The organism is Lichenicola cladoniae, from assembly GCF_013201075.1.
Taxonomy (GTDB): Bacteria; Pseudomonadota; Alphaproteobacteria; order Acetobacterales; family Acetobacteraceae; genus Lichenicola; species Lichenicola cladoniae.
This window is the reverse complement of record NZ_CP053708.1, coordinates 4,067,659-4,090,777: the sequence shown is the minus strand read 5'-3', so window position 1 is coordinate 4,090,777 and position 23,119 is coordinate 4,067,659. Positions and strand designations below refer to the sequence as shown.

Below are 23,119 nucleotides of genomic sequence, written 5' to 3'. Positions count from 1 at the left end.
CGAAGGGGCTCCGCCCCTTCACCCCGCCAAAGGGCAGTCGCCCCTTGTGAACCGCTTGGAAGGAGGCGATGCGCGTAGGCGCTGTCGCACTCTGGGTTATTTTGATGAGTCCTCAGGAGGAGCCGCAGATCTCTGCGGTGATATCGGTTCTGGTGGAGAACGAGAGCGGCGTGCTCGCACGCGTGATCGGGCTGTTTTCCGGGCGCGGATACAATATCGAAAGCCTGACCGTGGCGCCGGTCGAGGATGGCGGCAACAAGTCGCGCATCAACATCGTCACGTCGGGCACCGCGATGGTGATCGAGCAGATCAAGGCGCTGCTCTACCGCCTGGTGCCGGTTCACAAAGTGTCGGACCTGACCCAGATCGGGCCGTACGTCGCTCGGGAAATGGCCTTGATCAAGGTCGTGTCCACCGGTGAACTTCGGGCCGAGGCGTTGCGCATCGCCGACGCCTTCCGGGCCCGGCCGGTCGACACCACCGTCGGCAGCTTCGTATTCGAGCTGACCGGCGCCACCGACAAGATCGAGAGCTTCATCGACCTGATGCGCCCGCTCGGGCTGGTCGAGGTTTCCCGTACCGGCGTTGCCGCGATCGCCCGCGGCAGCAAGACGATCTAGACGATGTTTTAGCGATCACACTCATGACTTCGGATAGAAGTCCAAAGTCATAGTGATTTGATCCATACAGTTTCCATCGAGGAGAATGAGTGATGCGCGTTTATTACGACAGCGATGCCGATGTCAGCCTGATCAAGGCCAAGAAGGTCGCCATCATCGGTTTCGGCAGCCAGGGCCATGCGCACGCCAACAACCTGAAGGATAGCGGCGTCACCGAGCTGGTGGTCGGCCTGCGTCCGGGTTCGGCCGGCATCGCCAAGGCGGAAGCGGCCGGCCATAAGGTGATGGGTCCGTCCGAAGCCGCAGCCTGGGCCGACGTGGTCATGGTGCTGACGCCGGACGAGTTGCAGGGCGATCTCTACATCGACCATCTGCGCGACAATCTGAAGCCGGGCGCGGCACTGGCGTTCGCGCACGGGCTTTCCATCCATTTCCGGGTGATCGAGCCGCGCCCCGACCTCGACGTGTTCATGATCGCGCCGAAGGGCCCCGGCCATACCGTGCGCTCGGAATACCAGCGTGGCGGCGGCGTTCCGTGCCTGGTCGCGGTGGCCCAGAATTCGTCCGGTAATGCGCTCGAGATCGGGCTCTCCTACGCCAGCGCCATCGGCGGCGGCCGCGCCGGCATCATCGAGACCAACTTCAAGGAAGAGTGCGAGACCGACCTGTTCGGCGAGCAGGCGGTCCTGTGTGGTGGCCTGGTCGAGCTGATCCGTGCCGGCTTCGAGACGCTGGTGGAAGCGGGCTACGCGCCGGAAATGGCGTATTTCGAGTGCCTGCACGAGGTGAAGCTGATCGTCGACCTGATCTATGAAGGCGGCATCGCCAACATGAACTACTCGATCAGCAACACGGCCGAGTACGGCGAGTATGTCACCGGTCCGCGCATCGTCACGGCGGAGACCAAGGCCGAGATGAAGCGCGTCCTGACCGACATCCAGAACGGCACCTTCGCCCGCAACTGGCTGCTGGAAAACAAGGTCGGCCAGGTCGGCTTCAAGGCGACCCGCGCCCGCAATGCCGACCACCAGATCGAGCATGTCGGCGAGAAGCTGCGCGCCATGATGCCGTGGATCGGCAAGAACGCGCTGGTCGACAAGGCCCGTAACTGACGCTCGCCTCCTAGGCATGGTCCGGCATCGTGACGAACCAACGTCACGGTGTCGCGTCATCGGTACTCCAGCGACGGAGTGACGTCATGTCGAAGGCGATCATGCGGAGATCGCACGTGCCTTCCATGTTCGACAGTGCCGGACGGTGAACCGGGGATACGATCCGCTCGGGGATTCACGTGTTGTGCGGAGGCCGGCTTGGGAGTCTAGTGGCGCACTCATCGGCTGCAGGATGACACGCTACCATGACCGTCGCCCGTTCCCTGGTCCTCGAACAGCAGCATGTGCTGGCACTTCGTGACATCGAGGTGCCGTCCACGCTCGGCCCGGACGATGTCCGCATCCGTATCCACACGGTCGGCATCTGCGGCAGCGATATCCACTACTACACCCACGGCCATATCGGCCCGTTCGTGGTGCGCGAGCCGATGGTGCTCGGTCACGAGGCGTCCGGCGTCATCAGCGATGTCGGGTCGAACGTGCGCAACCTGGTCGTCGGCGACCGGGTCTGCATGGAACCCGGTATCCCCGATCCGAACTCGCGTGCGGCAAAGCTCGGCCTGTACAACGTCGATCCGGCCGTGCGCTTCTGGGCGACGCCGCCGGTGCATGGATGCCTGACCGAGTTCGTGGTCCATCCGGCCGCCTACACCTACAAGCTGCCCGACAACGTGTCGTTCGCCGAGGGCGCAATGATCGAGCCGTTCGCGATCGGTGTGCAGGCGGCGGTCAAGGGCGCGATCAAGCCGGGCGATACCTGTGTCGTGACGGGTTGCGGCACGATCGGCCTCATGGTGGCGCTCGCGGCCCTCGGCAGCGGCGCCGGACGCGTGGTGATTTCGGACGTGGTCGATCCGAAGCTCGAGATCGCGGCGCGCTACCCCGGCTTGATCCCGGTCAACGTCTCGCGCGAACCGTTGCGTGGCGTGGTCGATCGCCTGTGCGGTCCGGACTGGGGCGCCGATGTGGTGCTGGAAGCCAGTGGCAGCCCGCGGGTCTATGACGACGTGCTGGCCTGTGTCCGTCCGGGCGGCACCGTGGTGCTGGTCGGAATGCCGCCCGACAAGGTGGCCTTCGATATCGTATCCGCCCAGGCGAAGGAGATCCGGATCGAAACGGTGTTCCGGTATGCCAACGTGTTCGACCGCGCGATCGGCATGATCGCGTCGGGACGGGTCGATCTCAAGCCGCTGATCGCCGAGACCTTCGCCTTCGAGCAGTCGGTGACGGCTTTCGAGCGCGCCGCCTCCGCCCGTCCGACCGACATCAAGCTGCAGATCGCGATGCCGTCCTGACCCCGGGTGGCTCGCCGGGCGCCGCCGTGAATGTCAGGCGTTGACGCGCTTCTTCCGGAGTGAGACGTTCAGGTTCAAGCCAGAAACTGGCGTTCGGTATAAAATACCCTGGGAGGGTTAGATGACGACTCGAATCTCCGGCCGTTTGACGGCCGCGGCAGTGCTGAGCGCTGTTCTGGGGACGGCTGGCGCCTCGGCTGCCTATGCCGACTCGACGATCACCGTCGCGACCGTGAACAACGGCGACATGGTGGTGATGCAGAAGCTCTCCTCGGTGTTCGAGAAGGAACATCCCGACATCCACGTCCGCTGGGTCGTTCTGGAAGAAAACGTGCTGCGCCAGCGCGTGACTACCGATATCGCCACCCAGGCCGGCCAGTTCGACGTCATGACCATCGGCAACTACGAAGTGCCGATCTGGGCCAAGCAGGGTTGGCTGGTGCCGATGGATAACCTCCCCGCCGCCTACGATGTCGCCGACCTGCTGAAGCCGGTGGCCGAAGGCCTGACCTATGAGGGCAAGCTGTACGCGCTGCCGTTCTACGCGGAGAGTGCGATGACCTACTATCGCACCGACCTGTTCAAGAAGGCCGGCATCACCATGGCCGAGGCGCCAACTTACGCGCAGATCCGTGAATACGCCGACAAGATCACCGATAAGCCGAACCAGATCTACGGCATGTGCCTGCGCGGCAAGCCTGGCTGGGGCGAGAATATGGCCTATGTCACAACGCTGGTCGATGCCGAGGGCGGCCAGTGGTTCGACATGGCCTGGAAGCCCACGATCAACACGCCTGCTTGGAAAACCGCGATCACCTACTACGCGGATATCCTCAAGGCCGATGGTCCGCCCGGCGTTTCCTCGAACGGCTTCAACGAGACCCTGGCGCTGTTCGCCAGCGGGCACTGTGGCATGTGGATCGACTCCACGGTCGCCGCCGGCCTGCTCTATGACAAGAAGCAGTCGCAGGTCTCCGACAAGGTCGGTTTCGCCCCGATCCCGACCGGCAGCTTCACCGGCGGCCCGACCTGGCTGTGGAGCTGGAACCTCGGCATCCCGGCTTCGTCCAAGCAGAAGGATGCGGCGCGTACCTTCGTAACCTGGGCGACGTCCAAGGAATACGTGGCGCTGGTCGCCAAGGAAAACGGTTGGGTGGCCGTGCCTCCCGGCACCCGCCAGAGCACCTACGACAACCCCGAATACAAGGCCGTCGCCCCGTTCGCGGGCTTCGTGCAGCGCGCGATCGGTTCCGCCAACTCCAAGGGACAGACCAAGGAGCCTCGTCCCTACACGGGCGGGCAGTTCGTTGCCATTCCTGAGTTCCAGGGCATCGGTACGCAGGTCGGCCAGACCATCGCCGGCGTGCTGACCGGGCAGAGCACCGTGGACCAGGCGCTAAAGACTGCGCAGTATTCGACGGCTCGTGTCATGAACCAGGCTGGCTACCCGAAGAAGTAGGATAACCGGACATGGCGGCATCGGCAGGCGAGAACGTGATGGGCGGCACCGCCGCGCCCACGGTAGCCGCGAGGCGCCCCGGAAGCTGGCTGGTCATGCCATCGGTAGGGGTCCTGCTGATCTGGATGATCGTCCCGCTGGTCATGACCGTCTGGTTCTCGTTCAGGTTCTACAACCTGCTCGATCCGTCGGTTCATGGCTTTGCCGGGCTCGACAACTACACCTACCTCGTGACCGACCCGAACTTCTGGGTGTCGTTGCGCAATACGATGGTGCTGCTGGTTGCGGTGCTAGTCATCACCGTCGGCCTCGGCACCTTGCTGGCCGTGCTGTTCAACCAGCCGTTCCCGGGCCGCAACGTCGCCCGGGTGCTGGCGATCTCGCCGTTCTTCGTCATGCCGACGGTGAGTGCGCTGCTCTGGAAGAACCTGCTGATGCACCCGATCTACGGCGTGTTCGGTGTCGTCGCGCATACGTTCGGGCTGCAGCCGGTGGACTGGTTCGCGCAATATCCGCTGGCATCGGTCATCACCATCGTTTCGTGGGAATGGCTGCCTTTCGCGTTGCTCATCCTGCTGACCGCGGTGCAGTCGCTCGATCAGGAACAGCGTGAGGCGGCCCGCATGGACGGCGCCGGCGTGATCGCACAGTTCTTCTTCATCACGCTGCCGCATCTGTCGCGGGCGATCAGCGTGGTGATCATGATCGAGACGATCTTCCTGCTGACCATTTTCGCCGAGATCTTCGTGACCACGTCCGGCGGACCGGGCAACGCCACCACCAACCTGGCCTTCCTGATCTATTCCAGGGCGCTGCTGCAGTTCGATATCGGCGGCGCCTCCGCGGGCGGCGTGGTGGCGATCATCCTTGCCAACATCGTCGCGATCTTCCTGGTTCGAAGCGTTGCACGCAGGCTGGAGGTTTAGCCATGACTGACAGTCTCGGACGACGCACCCTGATCGCCGTACTCGGCTGGACCGTGGCGATCGTGTTGTTCTTCCCGATCTTCTGGATGGTGGTCACCAGCTTCAAGAGCGAGACCGACGCGATCACCGCGCGCCTATTGTTCACCCCGACCCTCAATGCCTATCGCGACGTGTTCGCACGCGCGGACTATCTCTCGTTCGCCTTCAACAGCGTCGTGGTGTCGGTCGGCGGCAGTGTGCTCGCACTAGCGTTCGCGATCCCGGCCGCCTACTCCATGGCGTTCCATCCGACCCACCGCACGCGCGGCACGCTGCTCTGGATGCTGTCGACCAAGATGCTGCCACCGGTCGGTGTGCTTGTGCCGATCTACCTGTTGTTCCGCTCCACCGGCCTGCTCGACACCAGGACCGGCCTAGTCGCGATCTATGCGCTGATGAACCTGCCGATCGTCGTCTGGATGCTGTTCACCTTCTACAAGGAGGTCCCGCGGGAGATCCTGGAAGCCGGGCGGATGGATGGCGCCAACACCTGGGGCGAGGTCTGGCACCTGCTGCTGCCGCTGACACTGCCCGGCATCGCCTCGACCGGCCTGCTTTCCCTCATCTTGTGCTGGAACGAGGCGTTCTGGAGCCTCAACCTGACATCCTCGCAGGCAGCACCACTGACTGCCTTCATCGCCTCGTTCTCATCGCCACAGGGCCTGTTCTTCGCCAAGCTGTCGGCTGCGTCCACGATGGCAGTCGCACCGATCCTGGTTTTTGGCTGGTTCAGCCAGAAGCAGCTCGTCCAGGGGCTCACCTTTGGCGCCGTAAAGTAGGAGCCGCACATGGCAACACTTTCGCTACGTAATCTGAAAAAGGCCTATGGCACTGCCGAGGTCATCAAGGGCATCGACCTCGACATCGCCGATCGGGAATTCGTCGTGTTCGTGGGACCGTCCGGCTGCGGCAAGTCGACCCTGCTGCGCATGATCGCCGGCCTGGAGGAGATCACCTCCGGCGAGCTGATGATCGACGGCAAGCGGGTGAACGAGGTCGGCCCTGCCGACCGTGGCCTGGCAATGGTGTTCCAGTCGTACGCGCTCTACCCACATATGACGGTGGCGCAGAACATGGGCTTCGCGCTGCGGCTGGCCAAGGTGCCCAAGGCCGAGCGCGATGCCAAGGTCGCCGAGGCCGCCCGCATTCTGCAGCTCGGTCCGTATCTGGATCGCAAGCCGAAGGACCTGTCCGGTGGCCAGCGCCAGCGCGTGGCGATCGGCCGGGCGATCGTCCGCGCGCCGAAGGTGTTCCTGTTCGACGAGCCCTTGTCCAACCTCGACGCGGCACTCCGCGGCCAGACCCGCATCGAGATCGCCCGCCTGCACGAGGATCTGGCGGTGACGATGATCTACGTCACCCACGACCAGATCGAGGCGATGACCATGGCCGACAAGATTGTCGTGCTGCAGGCAGGCCGTATCGAGCAAGTCGGATCGCCGCTCGAGCTGTATCATTACCCGGCCAACCTGTTCGTCGCCGGCTTCATCGGCTCGCCGCGCATGAACATGCTGCCGGTCACCATCGCGGCGACCGGTCCCGGCGGTGTCGAGGTCGTGCTGCCCTCGGGCGGTCGCCTGACGCTTCCGTTGCAGACCGGGATGTTGGAAGTCAGCGGCACCGTCACGCTCGGCATCCGTCCGGAGGCGCTGCGCCTCGATCCCGACGGCCCGATCGAGGGCGAGGTTCGGCTGGTCGAGCGGCTGGGCGGCCTGACCCTGCTGCATGTCGCAGCCGAGGGACGCGACGACCTGATCGTCCAGATCGAGGGTAGCTCGGCGGTCGAGGTGCACCAGATCGTGCGGCTGTCTCTCGCACATGCCGGTTGCCACCTGTTCGACAGCAACGGTCTCACGATCCTGACGTTGGCAAGGCAATCGATCGCCGCCTGATACCGGATGGGCCGTCGACCTCGCTGGCAGGGTCACCCGTGTGATGGAAATACGCCCAGAGCTACCGGACGATCACGCCCTGGTCGGGCTGCTCTACCGCCAGGCCTTCATCGGCAACTACGAAGCCGAGCTCATCGACGAGTTGCGCCGGGTCGGGGTCACGCCGATCGCACTCGTGGCGGTCGACGATGGCGAACTCGTCGGCCACATCATGTTCGCGACCGTAGGGCTGGAGGTGGATGGCCGACCGGTACCGTCGCTTGCGCTGGCCGAGATGGCCGTTCAGACCGACCTGCAACGTGCAGGGATTGGCGGGAAGCTGATCAAGGCAGGACTGGATGCGGCAAGGGCGCAGGGGTGTGCTGTGGTGGTCGTGCTTGGCCACCCGACCTACTACCCGCGCTTCGGTTTCGGCGCCGAACTTGCGCGGCACCTGCGCACCCAATTCCGGGGAGGCGATGCCTTCATGGCGCTCGAGCTGCAGCCCGGCGCCCTGGATGGCGAGGACGGCGTCGTCACGTATCCGGCTGCGTTCCGCCTCGGACCACTCGGCTAGCCGCTTCTATTCGGCGATCTGACGCGCTTCGTCGGGCAACATGATCGGGATCCCGTCGCGGATCGGGAACGCAAGACCAGCCTGCCGGCTGATCAGTTCGCCGGCGTCGCGATCGTAGATCAGTTCCCCCTTGGTGATCGGGCAGACCAGGATTTCCAGCAGCCTCGGATCGAGCGGGGCAGGGCGTGGCTGGGTTGGAACGTCTGTCATTTTGCAATCCCGTCGGTAGGCCTGGAGGTCGAATTCGGCGTGTCCGTCAGACCGCGTGCGATTTGCCGCCATCCTCGGTCTCGTGACCAGCCATTTCCAGCAGCGCCTGCAGTGTACGCGCCCGATCGGCCAGGGTCGGGGCCTCCAGCAGCGCCTGTTTCTCGGCCGGCGGCAACGGACAGATCATGCTCAGCGTCGTCAGCAGCGTCTCGTCGTCCATCTGCTCGATCGCCTCCCAGCGGGCGTCGAAACCGCGATGGGTGAAGTAGCGGCGGAGCGACTCGAGCAGCCCCTCGCGATCGAAGTCGATCTCGCCGACCTGATCGAGATCCTTCTCGAAGCCCTCATAGTTTACAGCGAGCCGACGATAGCCGTGCAGCCCCTCGATCTCGTGCCGGACCCGGAACCGGGCCAGCCCGGTCAGGCTGATGCTGCAGGTGCCATCCTGCCGTTCCGCGAACGACGACAACCGGCCGACGCAACCGACTCCGAACAGCGGCGTGGACGCATCGTCCGAGCCGGTATCCGGCTCGTCTGCCGTTTCGGGATCCGGTTCCGCCATGCTCACGCTGGGCTGGATCATGCCGAACAGCCGGTCGCCGGACAGCACGTCCTCGATCAGAGCCAGGTAGCGCGGCTCGAACACGTTGAGCGGCAGCTTGCCGCCGGGCAATAGCAATGCGCCCGCGATCGGGAACACCGGCAGTTCGAAGGGAAGGCCGGCCACGCGCAGGTCCAGCAGTCGCGGTACGCGACGCGGTAGCTGCCGGGTCATCTTTCTGGTCGCCATCGGGTGCTCCGTTGTTACCGAAGTCGTGTGATCTAGCTGAACAGCAGCGCCGACATCCGGCGACGCGCGGAAAGGGACGCCGGTTCGTCGAAGCCCCACGCCTCGAAGAACCTGATCAGTTGCAGCCGCGCCGCGCCGTCGTTCCAGGTGCGATCCCGCTTGAGGATTTCAAGCAAGGCCTCGGCCGCCTCGGCACGCTGACCGCTCGCGTTCAGCCCGGTGGCGAGCTCGTAGCGCGCCGCATGGTCGTCCGCATCTGCCGCAAGCCGGGTGCGGATGCCATCCAGTTCGTCGACCACGCGCCGGCCTTCCTCGGCCAGCGTAAGGGCCGCGCGCGCGCCGGCAATTTCAGCGTGATCGGCAAACTTCGCCGGCACCTCGGCCAGAGCCGCCTTGGCCTGCTCCTCGTCGCCCAGCGCCAGCAGCGTGCGGATCAGCCCACCCCATGCATCCGGGTTTTCGGGCTCCTCCTCGAGCAGAGCCGAGAATGCGCCTGCAGCTTCCTCGAGGCGCCCCTCTTCCAGGGCCAGCCGGGCCTCGGCGAGCAGGTCGGCGGACGGCATCGCACCGCCTGCTGCTTTCAGCAGCGCCTCGACGAACCGCTTGATCTCGCTCTCGGGCAGCGCGCCCTGGAACAGATCGAGGATCTGGCCCTGCCAGAACGCGGCCACCGTCGGTACCGACTGCAGCGGCAGCCCGAGCTGCGACAGCTGCGACACCAGGGCACGGTTGGCATCGATATCGATCTTGACCAGCTTGATGCGGCCGCCGGCGGCGCGGGTTATCTTCTCCAGCGCCGGGGTCAGTGTCTTGCAGGGACCACACCAGGTCGCCCAGAAATCGACCAGTACCGGCACCCGGCGGCTATCCTCGATGACGTCGGCCATGAAGGTGCGCTGGTCGCTATCCATGATGATCTCGGCATCACCACCGGTGCCGGTGCCGGTGCCGGCACCGGGCACCGGAACGGGAGCCGAGCCGATCAGCCCATCGTCCGGACCGGACCTGGCCGGGCGCGATGTGTTGCCGGAAGGCTGACCTGGTCGGGGCTGGCCGATGATGTAATCCATGGAGTTGATGATCCTGGCCTGCGCGCGACGTTCGTCGCGCCGTTCGGCAATAACATTGTCGCCCGCCGGGCCGGGCGCAAGCCGGAGCCTTCAGGTCGCGTTGTTCCGGCCGTTCATGTCCACGTGCAGCATCCCTCTTGCATCGGTTCGAGAAGCATCTTAAAAGCCGGCCACCGCGGAGCGCGGGCGTAGCTCAGGGGTAGAGCACAACCTTGCCAAGGTTGGGGTCGTGGGTTCGAATCCCATCGCCCGCTCCAAAACTTCCGTATGGAAGTCAAAGCGTTGTGAGATGGCCGCCGCAAGGCGGCCTTTCTCGTATTGGGCTTGGTGTCCACCGTGACGCAGGCCCTGCCAATCCGTTCCAGGGACGGCGATCAATAACTTCGAGGCCCTAAACCGGGATGTCCGCTGCAAGCATCGCCGGCGACCTGCTCCGTCTCAGTCGTGCGATACGGACAGGCCCGCGAGCAATGGCGCGTAGGCGGCGAGCCTGCGGGATACGAACTCGGTAAAGAGCCCTACGCGCTTCGTCTTGCGTGTCTCCCCCTGCGTGAGAAGCCAGAGCGTCCCATGCATGTGCAGGTCGGTGCCCGGCACCCTCGCCAGGAGGGGGTCGGCATCTCCGACGAAGCACGGCAGTGCCGTCATCCCGAGCCCTTGCCGTACCGCAACGATCTGCGCCTCGCTGTCCGTGGTCCTGAACGGAACCCCAGTGGTGCGAAACTCACCCTCGCGGGCCCAGTCCGGGATGCCATGGATGCTTATGACGATCCACCGGATGGGATCCGGCGCACCCGCATGCCACGCGGCCAGTCGGTCGCGGGACATGTAGACGCCGCCGAACAGCTCCGGTCCCTTCAGGCCGTGAAGATTGAGCGGCAGGGTCTTGCGGTCGTAAACGACGCGGAGTGCGACATCGGCCTCCCGGTTGGTCAGATTTGCCAGCTCGCCGGAGGACAGGATTTCCATCTCGATGTCCGGATGCAGACGCGCGAAGTCGGCTAGGTCCGGCATGAGCAGGTGTGTCGCGAGGGTCGGTGCCAACGTCACCCGCAGAAGACCGCGCACGCTCTGGTCGCGACCGAACACGCGCGTTTCCAGCTGGTGCGATGACTTTTCCATCTGCTTCGCGAGCTCGAGGACTTCCTCGCCCGCTTCCGTCAGGCGGTAGCCCGAAGGCAGCTTTTCGAACATGTTCGCCCCGAGGCGTTCCTCGAGCTGAGCGATGCGTCGCAGCACGGTCGAGTGATTCACCGCGAGGCGCCCGGCGCCAGCCCGCACCGAGCCGCCGCGTGCGACGGCAAGAAAGAAGCGAACGTCATCCCAGTCGATCATGGTGCAATCAGGCACCGCGGGGTGCGCCTTCCAGAGCCTGCATCTAGCACATCGAGCGACGGTGTGGGCGGTCGTCATGGCCCACGGCGACACGCTTGGCCCAGTTCCGAATGGTGAACACCGATCGTCGCGCCTGGGGTCGGTCGCCAGGCCGGATCGATTTCGCACCACCGATGTGCGCGCCGTCGCACTCAATGCCTGATCCCGGCGGACCCAAGTTGAGGGTCTCGGGGCCTCCCCCGAACAAACCAGAGACGGATGGAGAAGTCATGGGAAAGCTTGACGGCAAGGTTGCAGTCATCACCGGTGGATCGAGCGGCATGGCGCTGGCGAGCGCCAGGCGGTTCGTTGAAGAAGGCGCCTACGTTTTCATCACGGGCCGGAGACAGGAGGCGCTGGACGAGGCCGTCACGCTGATCGGCCGGAACGTGACCGGCGTGCGTGGCGACGCGTCCAATCTCGACGACCTCGACCGCCTGTTCGATACGGTGAAGCGGGAGAAGGGCAAGATCGACATCCTGTACGCCAGCGCCGGCATGGGCGAATCGGTCCCACTGGGCGAGATTACCGAGCAGCATTTCGATGCGGCTTTCAACCTGAATGCGCGCGGCACGCTGTTCACGGTTCAGAAGGCGCTGCCGCTGTTCAACGATGGCGGATCGATCCTGATGACCGGGTCGATTGCCTCGATTAAAGGCTTTCCCGGTTTCAGTGTTTATGCGGCGAGCAAGGCGACGTTGCTCGCATTTGCACGCGGGTGGCTGAACGAACTGAAGGGCAGGAATATCCGGGTGAACGTGCTGAGCCCGGGGCAGATCGCCACACCCATTCAGGAGCAACTCTTCGACGAGGCGACGATGCGATATTTCGAATCGCTGGTCCCGCGCGGGAAAATGGGTGGACCCGAGGAAATCGCGACGGTCGCGCTGTTTCTCGCCTCGGACGATTCGAGCTTCGTGAACGGGGTGGAATTGTATGTCGATGGCGGCACCTCGGCCATCTAGGTCGCGCCGGATCGCCGCGCGAACGGATGACCCGCATCGCTCAAGCTTGCGGTCTGAAGATCCCGAGAAGTCGCTGTGCAGCAAAACGAATAACCCAGCGCCGCTATGGGCGGGGAAAACAATATCAACATCGAACGGAGAAGTATTATGAGCTACGCGATTATAGGTTTCGGCAAGATAGGTCAGGCCCTGGCCCACGCCTTCGCCCGCAAAAACATCGACGTGACCGTCGCCGGACGCCGACCGCCCGAGGCACTACAGGTCCAGGCACAAGCGATCGGACCCACGGTCGTCGCCAGGTCACTGCGGGATGCCCTCGAGGCCGACACTATCATCCTTGCGGTCCCGTTCGGGGAGCATCCCGAGGTTGCGAAAGCCTTGCCAAGCTGGAAAGGCAAGACGCTCATCGATGCGATGAACACGCTAGTTTCTCCGGAGGAGCTGGACGGTCTCCCGTCCTCCGCGTTCGTCGCGAAGGCGTTCGCCGGCGCCAGGCTGGTGAAAGGCTTCAACCACCTGATTGCAGCCACCCTGGCTACCGATCCGGCCGCCGGGGGCGGGCACAGGGTGGTCTTTCTGTCGAGCGACGATGAGGACGCGATCGCTCCCGTGGCGGCCCTGGCCAAACAACTCGGGTTCGCACCCGTCAAGCTGGGAAAGCTCAACGAGGGTGGCGCACTGGTGCAGGCACGCGACGGCGTTTGGGGCCAGCTGATCTTCCAGGATTTGTTCAAGAAGGCGCAGTAACAGACTTATCGTTATGGTCCGGGGCGCTGCTTCCCCCGGACCGTTGAGCGCGCTGCGATCCGGCTGGAGGCGAACCGGGACGAGGCGAAGCACCTGACGCTGAAGCTGCCCAGCTTCGACGCCAATCGTTCCGATCTACTGGAGCTTCGGCCAACTCAGTATCGCGATCTGGCCTGCTTCTGACTCCTTGGCGTGTGCGTCGTGGGCCAGCGCCGACTGCTGGTTTCTCCCCTGCGAACAAACGTGGCGGGGCCGCACAATCCCAGTCGTGGCTTACCGACTTCCAATCGACCGCTCGGCAGCTCAAGCATCAAGATATCTCAGACGATCGAGTAGCCCTCGAGCGCGTAGGGGTTCAAGAACTGCCGCTCCCACAGGAACGCCCGGTCCACCGCACTCATGTCCGCCTCCTCGCAGACCGCGTCCCATCCGTCGCGAATTCCAGTGATCTGGTTGTCGATGACGCCGCGCGCCTGGGCATCGCTGAGAAGGAATCGCGCCGCCGCTTTGCGGCATGTCTCCAGCCGGCTGCGCCGGTCATCTCCGTCGATCGACATTGCCTGGTTGGCCTCTCTTCCCGTGCGCGCCTGCGGACAGATGTCATAGGCCGGCGTCAAGGCCAGCCACCTTCCATCCCAGAAGGCCGCATGGTTCCGCGCATGGTCGTCGTTGTTGCCGACCAGCACGTTGAACACCATGCGCGCGAACAGTTCGTGCAGGGTGTCCTGGGGATTTGAGAACCTGGCGCGGATGAGGTCGGCCAGGTCGCCATAGCTGGCCCATCGCGCCTGTATCTCGTCCAGTCCGAACAAGGTCAGGGCCGAAACGACCGCGCTACGTGTCCAGCCCCCGTGGCTAAGTGCGCGGTCGAACCGCTTCACCAGAAGCACATCCCTGCCGGCGGCTTGGACCAACTGAACCGCAGCCACGTTCAGGTTGACCCGGGCGGCCAGCCGCATGGCCGCGAACTCGGCCTTCACGACGGCATAAGTGTCGTTGGTCGCCGAAAACTTGGCGATGAACTTGTCCTGACCATTTTCGATCAGCGCCTTCGGCCGGGCCCCGCCAATCGAGCTCCCGTGAAACAGGGCCCGATCCAACCCGGCTGGGATCGGCTCACCCCGCTCGACGCAGCCCGCAGCCTCAAGCAGTTCCTCGAGTGTGGCGCTGGCCTGCTCTCGCGGGGAGTAGATCTCGGCTGAGGCCTGGAAATCCAGCGCCCCTGACCGGTCTGACCCCGAGTTCAGCAGGAAGGTCAGCTCGTCGAAATCGACATCGCGCGCGGCATTACCCATGAGGCCGGTCAGCCGGTTGATGATCACCCGCCGTCCCCAGGCATCAGGCGCGCCATCGCGCAGGCACCCGGCCATGGCCAGGGGTGGCCCAGGCACGATGGCGCCTCGCCGGAGTGGCAGCTCGGGAAGATGAATCGCTATCGCATCCCGACGCGCCAGGTAGGACTGGCCGTAGTTGAAGCTGTAGAACTGGCCGTCCCGGACCACCCGTCCCGCTACGATGGGCGCCACCGCATCCGGCAACCAGATCCAGACGAACACTTCGTCAGGCGAGGGTGCCTGATCAGAATTCATCGTTCACTGCCCCTTTGGGCCGCCTGATTGAGCGTGGCAAAAGCGCTAGCTTGTCCTCCAGCCGTTCGATCTGCGGCCCAAAGCTTGAGGCCTCCGCTATGAACAGTGTGACGCCCGCCAGGGTGGCTGCTTCAAAAACCAAGCCGATATCCACCCTTGGATCGCCCTTCTCGATCAGCTGGAGCGTGCTGCGGGCGATGCCCGCCCGCTCGGCGAGCTCCAGTTCCGTCATGCCGCGCTGCTTGCGCGCCAGACGCACTTGGGCGCTCAGCAGTTTCAGCGCGTCTGTTGTCAGTCGAGAGTAGGGGCGAGGCGACACGGCTGTCTCTCTTTGACTGCAATCACGGTCATGAAAAGGGTTTATGACCGTGGACGCGGCCATATAGCATGGCCATTGTAGAAATCAACAAAATGACCGCGCCCGCGGTCATGAACCGGTCATATGACTGCGCAAGCGATCAAAAGCATGCCTCGAATAAGGCGGATCGGACCGTAGCTTCATGGTATCCTTCCCACACAACATCATCTGTTGTTGGGGAAGCCTTCAAGCGTCCTGCTAAGGCAGCTTCGTCGGTCATCGGGCCGCATCCGCTGGTGCCAGGAGCGCTACGCCCATCGGGCCGGTTCCGACGCGGGTATAGAGGCCGGCGAACGCTCCCATGATCGGATCGTAGCCCAGCTTGCGCACTGCATCGGTGTGGAGAAAGGCTTTCGGATCATACTGGAAGAGCGCGAACCCGCGCCGCGCGACCATTGCCTGGAAGTTGTGGGCCGATCCGCCGCTGATCGCGTCCTGGGTCAGGTTGAAGACATCGACCGTGAATGCTTTGCCGGCCCAGTAGCAGAGCGACAACATCTCGCAGCCGACAACGCCGTCGGTGCCGGCGATCCGGGTGACGAGCGGCTGCCAAGCCGCCTGCCGCGCGGATCGATCGGAAATGTCGTGCCAGGCGAGGGGGAGGTGCCAGGGTGTTGCGCCGATGATCGGGAGAGCCGCAACGACGAGCAGGGCTCCGGGTCCGAACCGCCAGCGGCGCCACTGCAGCGGCCTGTCGAAAGCCGGAGCCAGCACCACGCCGAAGCCGAGGCACACGGCGATGACGGTCTCGAAATGCGCGTTGTAATAAACGCCTTCGCCCATTCGCTGCACGACTCCGGTCACCAGGGCGATGGCGGCGAACAATGCGATCAGCACCGCTCCGTGTCCGGCACGGCATCGGCGCAACATGATGCAGATGATCGCGGCTGCCGGTAGCAATGGTGCCAGCCGGCTGATCGAATGCGTCAGCAGATGCACCCGGAAGATCCGGCGATGATGCACGATGTCGGTGAAGGCGGCCGAACCGAACAGCCCGTGCATGAGACCGAGCCCAAGACCGATGCCGGTTGCGGCGGCGATTACCCAGACGATCGCAATCGGGCGGTTCAGCCAGATCAGCCACAGGGTCACCGACAAGGGAAGCGCCACGAGGTTGTGCTTGACGAAGCCGCCGGCGACCATCAGCAGCGCTGCCGCCGCCACCTGGCTGGTTCGGCTGAGCGAAAGGGCTCCAGGCTCGGCTCCGGTGAGGGTTCCGCCACGCAACAGAACCGCCAGGCTGGCGAGCATCATCGCATGTGCGAGCCACTGCGGATCGTCCATGGCGACGTAGGTCCGGTAGAAACTGCAGGCGAACAGCATCAGCAGCAACGAGGCTGCTATCGCCGATCGTGTGGTTCCACCGAGCCGGCGTATCGAGAGGCCCATGCACCCGGCAGCGGCTAGCAAGGCCAGAAGCGATACGACCCGGCCGGCGATGATCATGTCACCGAACAGGAAGCGTCCGGCGGCACCGACGATGAAGAACCCCAGCGGCGGATAGTTGTTGAACACGAAACTGCCGGCGCCGGGATAGAGCGGGCCGGAACCGGGAATGACCGCACGCGTGTCGAAGCCGGCGTTCCAGCCCTCGTTGTAATTGATCGGAATGTGCAATGGGATTGTCAGGACAGGTCCCAGGAGCAGGAAACCAAGAAGCGCAAGCCCGGCGAGCATCAGCCTGTCGAACGTTGTCGAGCCGTGTTGCATGTTTTCCTTAGGTCGCCGAATGCGCCAATCCTCTGTGGCACGGTTCGACAGCCGCCACCACCTGCGCGCTCGATGACGGACCTCAGGCCCGACATGCGGCTGTTCGACCGGCCGGCCCCCGTGGTGGCGCGGGCCCTGATCGGGATGCGGCTGTTCGTGGACGGTGTCGGCGGGCTGGTGGTCGAGACCGAGGCCTATGATCGGGCCGACCCGGCATCGCATAGCTGCAAGGGCCCGACCGCCCGCAACGCGGCGATGTTCGGGCCGCCGGCGCATGCGTACGTCTATCGGTCGTACGGGCTGCACTGGTGCCTGAACCTGGTGTGCGGACCGGAGCCCGGGAGTGCCGTGCTGATCCGGGCGCTGGAACCGGAGACCGGGATCGCGGTGATGCAGGCGCGTCGGGGAGCGGTTGCCGTGCGCGACCTGTGCCGGGGGCCGGGCCGCCTGTGCCAGGCCCTGGACGTGACGGGAACACTCGATGGTCGGTCGCTGGCAGCGCCGCCGTTCACGTTGCTGCCGGCTGCGGAGGAGGTGGACGTCGCCTGCGGGCCGCGGATCGGGATCACCAAAGGGATCGCGACCGAGTGGCGTTTCGGGCTGGCCGGTTCCCGGTTCCTGAGTCGCCCGCTGCGGAGCTGACCGTCAGGGCAATTTGCCCGACCCTGCCGGCTGGTGTTCGCTGGCATGTCCGACGCGCCAGATCGTTCCGTTGCCGTCCTCGGTCACCAGCAGCGCGCCGTCATGGGCCTCGGCCACGCCAACCGGCCGACCCCAGACAGTGTCGTCGTCGGCCACGAAACCGGTCATGAAATCCTCGTACTCGCCGTCCGGAACCCCGTCATGCAGCCGCAGGCGGACGAGCTTGTAGCCGGTGCGCCTGGACCTGTTCCAGGAGCCGTGCAGGGCGACGAACGCATCCCCGTCCGCATCCGACGGGAAGGTGGCCGCGCCACCCGGCACCGACCGGTAGAAGGTCATCCCGAGCGGCGCGGAATGCGGCTGGATCAGCACGTCCGGGATGGTCGTGCGCGATGCCAGGTCCGCCCGTTCGCCGGCATGCCGCGGATCCTGGTTGGCGCCGATATAGAACCACGGCCATCCATAGAATGCCCCGGCACGGACCCTGGTCACATAGTCCGGGACCAGGTTGTCACCCAGTCCGTCGCGCTCGTTGGTGGCGCACCACAGGTCGCCGGTCCGGGGATGAACCGCCAGGGCGACGCAGTTGCGCAGTCCGGCGGCAAAGACGTGACGGTTGTGCCCGTCCGGATCGAATGCCAGCACGTCCGCCCGGTCGGTCTCGCCACCCCATGCGGCGCCGGGCAGGGTCCTTGCGTCCCATTGGCGCACCCAGTCCTGATCATGGGCCGGCATGCCCTGGGCGACGTTCGAGCCCGACCCGACCGACACCAGCATCTGGGTTCCGTCCCGGCTGAACTGGACGTCACGCGTGGTGTGGTAGCCGACCGTGGACGAGATCCGGTCCACGACGGTCTCTGGCGGGCCAGCCGCTTTCAGGTCGCCGGAGTTGTAGGCAAATCGCACCACCGAGTTGATCGTGGCCACGTAGACCCATTTCGGAGCCGGCCCCTGCGGATAGAAGGCGATGCCGAACGGCTCGTCGAGGCCGCGCGCGAACACCTCGTTCCGGTCCGGCCGTGTGGCGCCATCGGCCGCGCGCAGGATGCGGATGCGGCCCGGCGTGGTTTCGGCGACGAAGATGTCGCCGTTCGGGGCAACCCGGACCATGCGCGGGTTCTCGAGGCCGGTGACGAACGGGGCGACCGTATACCCGGCTGGTACCTTCGGCAGGGCGCCGGCCGGCGGATCGACCAACGACGGCGTGTTGCTGGCGGAGCGGCTTGCATAAGGGGCCGGCATGTCGGCCGGTGTCAGTCGGCGGCGCGTGCCGGGGGCGTCGTGGCGCCAGTCGCTGTAGGCAGCCTGGCCGGTTAGGACCTGGCCGGATGCCGCAGCCGCGGACTGGGCCAGCGCAGAGCATGCGGGACCGATCGGCACCAGGGCGGCGACCAACCCGAGGGCAGCGTATCTCGCATTCATGTCGATCGACCCTGCGTCCTGGAATTATTGTGCGGCGCACAAAAACAGCTTGCACCGCTGGCTGGTTGAGTTATATTGCACTGCACCATAACCGAGGGACCACTTCGATGGCTCACACCACAACCTTTACCGAGACCCGCACCGACACCAACCTGCCGATGATCGTTCGCGATGCGATGGCCCGCGTCCGCACCAGCATCGACGGTCGCCGCGCACGCAGCCGCCTTCGTTGGGAGCTCAACCAGTATTCGAACCGCGAGCTGGCCGACATGGGCATGAGCCGTTCGGACATCGACGGTATCGTTGCCCGCTCGCATGGCGGCTGATCCCGCCCGGACGGCGTTTTCAAACTGAGAGAACGCCGTCCGCGGGCTATTCAGGTTACCCGCGCCCTGGTGCGGAACATGTCGCTGTCCCAGGCCCGCTCGTGCATCACCGCATGCAGGGTCTCGACCGCGACCCAGACGTCCGCATAACTCGTATAGAGCGGCGCAAACCCCATCCGAAGCAGATCCGGCGCACGAAAGTCACCCACCACGCCACGTGCGATCAGCGCCTGGCAGATCGGGTAGGCCTCGGGATGCGCGTAGGAGACATGGCTTCCACGGCTCTCGCCTCGACGTGGCGACGCAAGTTCGAACCCGAAGCCATCGCATCGCTGATCCATCAGCCGGATGAACAGGCCGCCCAGTGCCGTCGCCTTGGCATGCAGCGCATCGAGATCCACGTCGTCGAACTCCTTCAGCCCGCTTTCCAGCGCGGCCATGCCGATCACCGACGGGGTGCCGCACAGGAACCGGAGGATCCCGGCGCTCGGCCGGAACTCGTCCTCGAACGCGAACGGCGCGTCGTGTCCCATCCAGCCGGGCAGGGGGGAGTGGAGCCGCTCCTGCAACCGGTCGGCCACGAACAGGAAGGCCGGCGCACCGGGGCCGCCGTTGAGATATTTGTAGCCGCAGCCCACCGCCAGATCGACGTCGTTGCGGTCGAGCCAGAGCGGCACCGCTCCCGCACTATGGCTGAGATCCCAGAGGATGAGCGCGCCCTTCGCATGTGCTGCTGCGGTAAAGGCTTTCATGTCGAGCTTTCGTCCGCTTTTGTAATGCACGTGCGTCAGCATCACGAGCGCCGTGCTCTCGTCGATGGCGCCTGCGATCTCGTCGACCGGCACGGTTCGGAGCACCCGGTCGCCGAGCAGTCCGACCGCGCCCTGCGCCATATAGAGGTTGGTCGGAAAATTCCCCGGCTCGGACAGGACGACAGGCCGGCCCGGCTGTGCCGTCATCGCGGCGCAGATCAATTTGAACAGGTTGGTCGAGGTGGTGTCGCAGGCGATGACCTCGCTGGCCCGTGCGCCGATCAACGGCGCGATCAGCCCGCCGAGCCGCTGCGGCATGCCGATCCAGTCGTGGCCGTTCCAGCTCGAGATGAGATCGCGGCCCCACTGGTTCTCGACAAGGTCCGCTACCGCGGCAGGCGTCCTTCGCGGCAGCGCCCCGAGTGAGTTCCCGTCGAGATACACGCCGTCGGCAGGCAGCCGAAACCGCGCGCGCCGCGACGCGAGCGGATCGCGCTCGTCGAGGGCCCGGAGGTCATCGAGGGTAAGTTGCCCGCTCAACGATGGTCGCCCGATCGCCGATCAACGCTTCTTTAGCTCGTCCGGCTTGTGCACCGCCTGCTTGCCGCTCTTGTCGCTCTTGACCAAGATCTCCGGCTTTTTTTTGGTCGCCTTGGCAGTATGACCCTTGATCTTGGTGGTGCTGGTCACGGTCTTCTCGACCGTCCCCTCGATCTCGCCCTGCGCCGACGTCCACTTGACCTTGTCGCCCTTCTTCATGGACGGAGCCATGGCAGCCTCCCGGTATGTTACCGATCCAGAACTCATGGACGTGCCATCCGGTTTGACCGGATCCGGCACCAAATTTAAGACCCGTAAGTCGCTAGGGGGAGGCCCCGACCCTCTATGGCGCGGACCTGGCCAGCTCGATCAGATCCCGGAGGATGCCCTCGCCGGTGTCCGGGAAGATCCGGAACCCGATGCCCGCCCGGTACTCGGCCCACAGCCGCATGATCTCCCGGGGCCGGTGGTCGTCATCGTCGGCGAAGATCGCCTCGTACTCCGTCTCGAAGGTCCCGGCAGCCGGCAATCCCTCGAGCGCCAGCACCTCGCCGGCCAGCCGATCCAGCAGCTCGGCAGCATCGAGGTTGCGCTCGTCGTCCGGGTATTGCTGCGCCTTCTTTCGGCGCCAGTCGGCCTTGTCGCTCAGTTCGAGCGCCGTCGTCTCGATCAGGCTCGCGGTCGGGCCGTCATCGTCGTCATACTGCTGTTCGTCGCTCATGCCTGCCGTCCTCGGCCGGATTTCGGGTCCACCCCCATTTCGGGGATGAGGTCGCTACCGGCGTCCCTGCAATGCTGCCTGAGTGCAATCCCGTGTCAAACCGCACTGCCGGACGAGCTCAGGCGGCGAACCCGACCAGGATCGGGCGATGGTCGGAGTTGCCGCGTGCCAGCGCGGTCGAACGCGCGACCTGCCCGCCACGAGAGAGGCATCGGTCGAGCCTGACCGGTATGACGCCGTAGGCGGTATGGGTCGGGCGTCGCGGTCCGACATCGGAGAAGCCGGGAAGGGTGGTGGTCCCGAGCGCGTTGTAGTCACCGATCACCATGCCGATCCCCGGGCAGGATACCAGGAGATGCCGGAGCTGACGCCGGTTGGCCCACTGGCCGTGATCGAGATGCACGTTTGCGATGTCCACTCCGGGGATACGGACCACCAGTGCGATCCGGGGCGCGATCGACCGGAAGATCGGGACCGGGATATCGAGCCGTCCGGCCGCCGGCAGTGAGACCGTCTCGGTCGTGAACGGGCTCTCGCTCCAGGCTGCCAGCCCATGGCTGCGTCCCGGCATGGCCCGGCGGACGTACTGTCCGCCGAGCAGTTCGGGAAGACGATCGATCGCGGTCGTGGCCTCCTGAAGCAGCACGAGATCGGGGCGATGGGTGTCGACCAGCCGGCAAATATCTTCGGTTCCCGCCCCTGCGCGCATCAGCAGGTTCCAGCTCAGGATCAACATCGGCGGTTCATCCCCTGCATGCCGGACAGGGTGGCACGCCGCATCCGGAGGTGTCACCAGCGTCGGCGACCGACGGGGGCTAATCCACAAGGATAGAAGCCCTGCAGCCTTGGTTGCGCACCACGGACTCCATCGCCGTATCAACCGGACTAACGCCGATGGAACGACAGGTTTCGGAGTTTCTCCATGCTAGGGAACTCTGCACAGAACGTGTCGAACCTCGATACGCCGGGCCACGAAGGAGTGCGTCATGCTACAAACCGCGGCCACGCCTGTCCGGAACCTGCGCTTCGAGGCGGCTCCTGGAAGTTATGACACCATAACGATTCCGCTGCTGGTTTCGATGCGCCTGCGCCGGCCCGTGCTGCTTGTCGGGAAGCCGAAGCTGTCGGCATCCGCCGCCATCCTCCACCGCTTCCTGAACCAGCGGGCAACGCTGCTGGTCTGGTCGACGGGTGCACCGAGACCCTGGCAACTCGTCCAGCGTGCGGCGCTGCGGCTTGCCGATGCGGTGTTCACCACCGACGAGTCGACGGCGGCAGCCATTGCCGTTGCACGTGGCTCGAGTGCTGCCGTGTTCAACATGCCGGGCCCTTACGAATTCGATGCGTTCCTCGGCCAGTCGCCGCGACGCGATGCCGGCGACGCCTACCGGATCGTGGTCCGTGGCGAGTTGCGCCCCGCGGGCAACGCGCTCCATATCCTGCAGAGTGCCGCGCTGTGGGCCGAGCATCATCCGGATCGCCGTATCGACGTTTGCTGGATTGGCAGCGGCGACCTCCAGGGCGTGCTGGCCGCCCAGTCGCTGCCGCCTAATCTGCTCCAGTCCTTTCCGGGCCCGATGACGAATGTCGAGGCTGCCCGGGAGTTCGGTCGATCCGGCATCCTGATCGACGGCCTTTCGCACGACGAATTCTCCAGCGGCCTGTTTGCGGAAGCGATGGCAAGCGGCCTGATCGTGATCTTCGACCAGCATCGCTGCGTCGACAGCGCAGTGCTCGAGCACGGGGTCAGCGGCATCGCGTTCGACAGCCAGCAGCCGACTGGCCTGCTTGCCGCGCTCACCCATATCATGACCCGCTCGACCGAAACGCTGGACGATATGCGTCATGAGGCGCGCGCGCGGATCCGCCGGCTGGAACGGCATCGTTTCGATACACGCTTGGTGCGGACAATCGAGATGGTCATCGAGGCCCGCAAATCGCCCGGCCGTGCCGAGCCGAATATCTTCGCGGCACCACCGGTCACTAAGCTCGGCTGATCCGGTC

General features: G+C 65.0%; 25 protein-coding genes and 1 tRNA gene. 14 read left to right on the top strand and 12 right to left on the bottom strand.

Features of this window, described 5'->3' with window-relative positions; translation table 11 throughout:
- The first annotated feature begins 104 nt into the window (after positions 1-104).
- The 8 genes from ilvN (at position 105) to HN018_RS18440 (ending at position 7,899) form a co-directional block, all read left to right on the top strand.
- The gene (ilvN, locus tag HN018_RS18475; RefSeq protein ID WP_171835148.1) at positions 105-620 is read left to right on the top strand and encodes an acetolactate synthase small subunit; all 516 of its coding nucleotides are present in this window, start codon (positions 105-107) and stop codon (positions 618-620) included.
- Between the two features lie 92 nt (positions 621-712).
- Positions 713-1,732, top strand: coding sequence for a ketol-acid reductoisomerase (gene ilvC, locus HN018_RS18470; RefSeq protein ID WP_171835149.1), 1,020 nt, complete (start codon positions 713-715; stop codon positions 1,730-1,732).
- A gap of 245 nt (positions 1,733-1,977) precedes the next feature.
- Positions 1,978-3,027 (top strand): NAD(P)-dependent alcohol dehydrogenase, encoded by a 1,050-nt coding sequence (locus HN018_RS18465; RefSeq protein ID WP_171835150.1) that lies wholly within the window; start codon positions 1,978-1,980, stop codon positions 3,025-3,027.
- Positions 3,028-3,148: 121 nt separating this feature from the next.
- Positions 3,149-4,486 (top strand): ABC transporter substrate-binding protein, encoded by a 1,338-nt coding sequence (locus HN018_RS18460; protein ID WP_171835151.1) that lies wholly within the window; start codon positions 3,149-3,151, stop codon positions 4,484-4,486.
- An 11-nt stretch (positions 4,487-4,497) separates the two neighbouring features.
- Positions 4,498-5,412 carry a carbohydrate ABC transporter permease gene (locus HN018_RS18455; RefSeq protein ID WP_171835152.1) on the top strand — a complete coding sequence of 305 codons (915 nt, stop codon included), beginning with the start codon at positions 4,498-4,500 and terminating at the stop codon, positions 5,410-5,412.
- 2 nt (positions 5,413-5,414) lie between these two features.
- The gene (locus HN018_RS18450; protein ID WP_171835153.1) at positions 5,415-6,230 is read left to right on the top strand and encodes a carbohydrate ABC transporter permease; all 816 of its coding nucleotides are present in this window, start codon (positions 5,415-5,417) and stop codon (positions 6,228-6,230) included.
- A gap of 9 nt (positions 6,231-6,239) precedes the next feature.
- Positions 6,240-7,343, top strand: a complete 1,104-nt coding sequence (locus HN018_RS18445) for an ABC transporter ATP-binding protein (protein ID WP_171835154.1) — start codon at positions 6,240-6,242, stop codon at positions 7,341-7,343.
- 43 nt (positions 7,344-7,386) lie between these two features.
- Positions 7,387-7,899 (top strand): GNAT family N-acetyltransferase, encoded by a 513-nt coding sequence (locus HN018_RS18440; RefSeq protein WP_171835155.1) that lies wholly within the window; start codon positions 7,387-7,389, stop codon positions 7,897-7,899.
- A 6-nt stretch (positions 7,900-7,905) separates the two neighbouring features.
- Here the strand turns inward: HN018_RS18440 and HN018_RS18435 are convergent, their stop codons facing one another.
- From HN018_RS18435 to HN018_RS18425, 3 genes are read right to left on the bottom strand one after another with little or no spacing between them, the layout of a single operon-like run.
- Entirely contained in the window at positions 7,906-8,109 is a 204-nt protein-coding gene (locus tag HN018_RS18435) for a Trm112 family protein (protein ID WP_171835156.1), read from the bottom strand.
- A 46-nt stretch (positions 8,110-8,155) separates the two neighbouring features.
- Positions 8,156-8,899, bottom strand: coding sequence for an LON peptidase substrate-binding domain-containing protein (locus tag HN018_RS18430; protein WP_171835157.1), 744 nt, complete (start codon positions 8,897-8,899; stop codon positions 8,156-8,158).
- Between the two features lie 32 nt (positions 8,900-8,931).
- Positions 8,932-9,969, bottom strand: a complete 1,038-nt coding sequence (locus HN018_RS18425) for a tetratricopeptide repeat protein (protein ID WP_171835158.1) — start codon at positions 9,967-9,969, stop codon at positions 8,932-8,934.
- A gap of 182 nt (positions 9,970-10,151) precedes the next feature.
- On the opposite strand from HN018_RS18425, the gene HN018_RS18420 reads away from it, so the two are divergent.
- Positions 10,152-10,226: transfer RNA gene (locus HN018_RS18420), tRNA-Gly, on the top strand.
- Between the two features lie 181 nt (positions 10,227-10,407).
- On the opposite strand, the gene HN018_RS18415 is transcribed toward HN018_RS18420, so the two are convergent.
- Positions 10,408-11,304, bottom strand: coding sequence for a LysR family transcriptional regulator (locus HN018_RS18415; RefSeq protein ID WP_171835159.1), 897 nt, complete (start codon positions 11,302-11,304; stop codon positions 10,408-10,410).
- Positions 11,305-11,573: 269 nt separating this feature from the next.
- Between HN018_RS18415 and HN018_RS18410 the strand changes: the two genes are divergently transcribed.
- Together HN018_RS18410 and HN018_RS18405 are read left to right on the top strand one after the other, a co-directional pair.
- Entirely contained in the window at positions 11,574-12,308 is a 735-nt protein-coding gene (locus HN018_RS18410; protein ID WP_171835195.1) for an SDR family NAD(P)-dependent oxidoreductase, read from the top strand.
- A gap of 147 nt (positions 12,309-12,455) precedes the next feature.
- Positions 12,456-13,055, top strand: a complete 600-nt coding sequence (locus tag HN018_RS18405) for an NADPH-dependent F420 reductase (protein WP_171835160.1) — start codon at positions 12,456-12,458, stop codon at positions 13,053-13,055.
- Between the two features lie 320 nt (positions 13,056-13,375).
- Here the strand turns inward: HN018_RS18405 and HN018_RS18400 are convergent, their stop codons facing one another.
- From HN018_RS18400 to HN018_RS18390, 3 genes are all read right to left on the bottom strand, one after another.
- Entirely contained in the window at positions 13,376-14,644 is a 1,269-nt protein-coding gene (locus HN018_RS18400) for a type II toxin-antitoxin system HipA family toxin (protein WP_171835161.1), read from the bottom strand.
- Positions 14,634-14,963, bottom strand: coding sequence for a helix-turn-helix transcriptional regulator (locus HN018_RS18395; protein ID WP_239478813.1), 330 nt, complete (start codon positions 14,961-14,963; stop codon positions 14,634-14,636). Before HN018_RS18395 ends, HN018_RS18400 begins: the two co-directional genes overlap by 11 nt.
- A gap of 255 nt (positions 14,964-15,218) precedes the next feature.
- Positions 15,219-16,712: a hypothetical protein gene (locus HN018_RS18390; RefSeq protein WP_171835163.1), complete on the bottom strand. Its 1,494-nt coding sequence runs from the start codon at positions 16,710-16,712 to the stop codon at positions 15,219-15,221.
- Positions 16,713-16,784: 72 nt separating this feature from the next.
- On the opposite strand from HN018_RS18390, the gene HN018_RS18385 reads away from it, so the two are divergent.
- The gene (locus HN018_RS18385; RefSeq protein WP_171835164.1) at positions 16,785-17,354 is read left to right on the top strand and encodes a DNA-3-methyladenine glycosylase; all 570 of its coding nucleotides are present in this window, start codon (positions 16,785-16,787) and stop codon (positions 17,352-17,354) included.
- 3 nt (positions 17,355-17,357) lie between these two features.
- On the opposite strand, the gene HN018_RS18380 is transcribed toward HN018_RS18385, so the two are convergent.
- Positions 17,358-18,776 carry a PQQ-dependent sugar dehydrogenase gene (locus HN018_RS18380; protein WP_171835165.1) on the bottom strand — a complete coding sequence of 473 codons (1,419 nt, stop codon included), beginning with the start codon at positions 18,774-18,776 and terminating at the stop codon, positions 17,358-17,360.
- A 107-nt stretch (positions 18,777-18,883) separates the two neighbouring features.
- Between HN018_RS18380 and HN018_RS18375 the strand changes: the two genes are divergently transcribed.
- Positions 18,884-19,102, top strand: a complete 219-nt coding sequence (locus HN018_RS18375) for a DUF1127 domain-containing protein (RefSeq protein WP_171835166.1) — start codon at positions 18,884-18,886, stop codon at positions 19,100-19,102.
- Positions 19,103-19,152: 50 nt separating this feature from the next.
- On the opposite strand, the gene kynU is transcribed toward HN018_RS18375, so the two are convergent.
- From kynU to HN018_RS18355, 4 genes are all read right to left on the bottom strand, one after another.
- Entirely contained in the window at positions 19,153-20,394 is a 1,242-nt protein-coding gene (gene kynU, locus HN018_RS18370; protein ID WP_171835167.1) for a kynureninase, read from the bottom strand.
- Positions 20,395-20,415: 21 nt separating this feature from the next.
- Positions 20,416-20,613: a hypervirulence associated TUDOR domain-containing protein gene (locus HN018_RS18365; protein ID WP_239478812.1), complete on the bottom strand. Its 198-nt coding sequence runs from the start codon at positions 20,611-20,613 to the stop codon at positions 20,416-20,418.
- Positions 20,614-20,737: 124 nt separating this feature from the next.
- Positions 20,738-21,115, bottom strand: a complete 378-nt coding sequence (locus HN018_RS18360) for a hypothetical protein (RefSeq protein ID WP_171835169.1) — start codon at positions 21,113-21,115, stop codon at positions 20,738-20,740.
- A 118-nt stretch (positions 21,116-21,233) separates the two neighbouring features.
- Positions 21,234-21,851, bottom strand: coding sequence for an endonuclease/exonuclease/phosphatase family protein (locus tag HN018_RS18355; RefSeq protein WP_171835170.1), 618 nt, complete (start codon positions 21,849-21,851; stop codon positions 21,234-21,236).
- A 250-nt stretch (positions 21,852-22,101) separates the two neighbouring features.
- On the opposite strand from HN018_RS18355, the gene HN018_RS18350 reads away from it, so the two are divergent.
- Complete coding sequence (locus HN018_RS18350; protein WP_171835171.1) at positions 22,102-23,112, top strand: glycosyltransferase family protein; 1,011 nt, start codon at positions 22,102-22,104, stop codon at positions 23,110-23,112.
- Positions 23,113-23,119 lie beyond the last annotated feature (7 nt).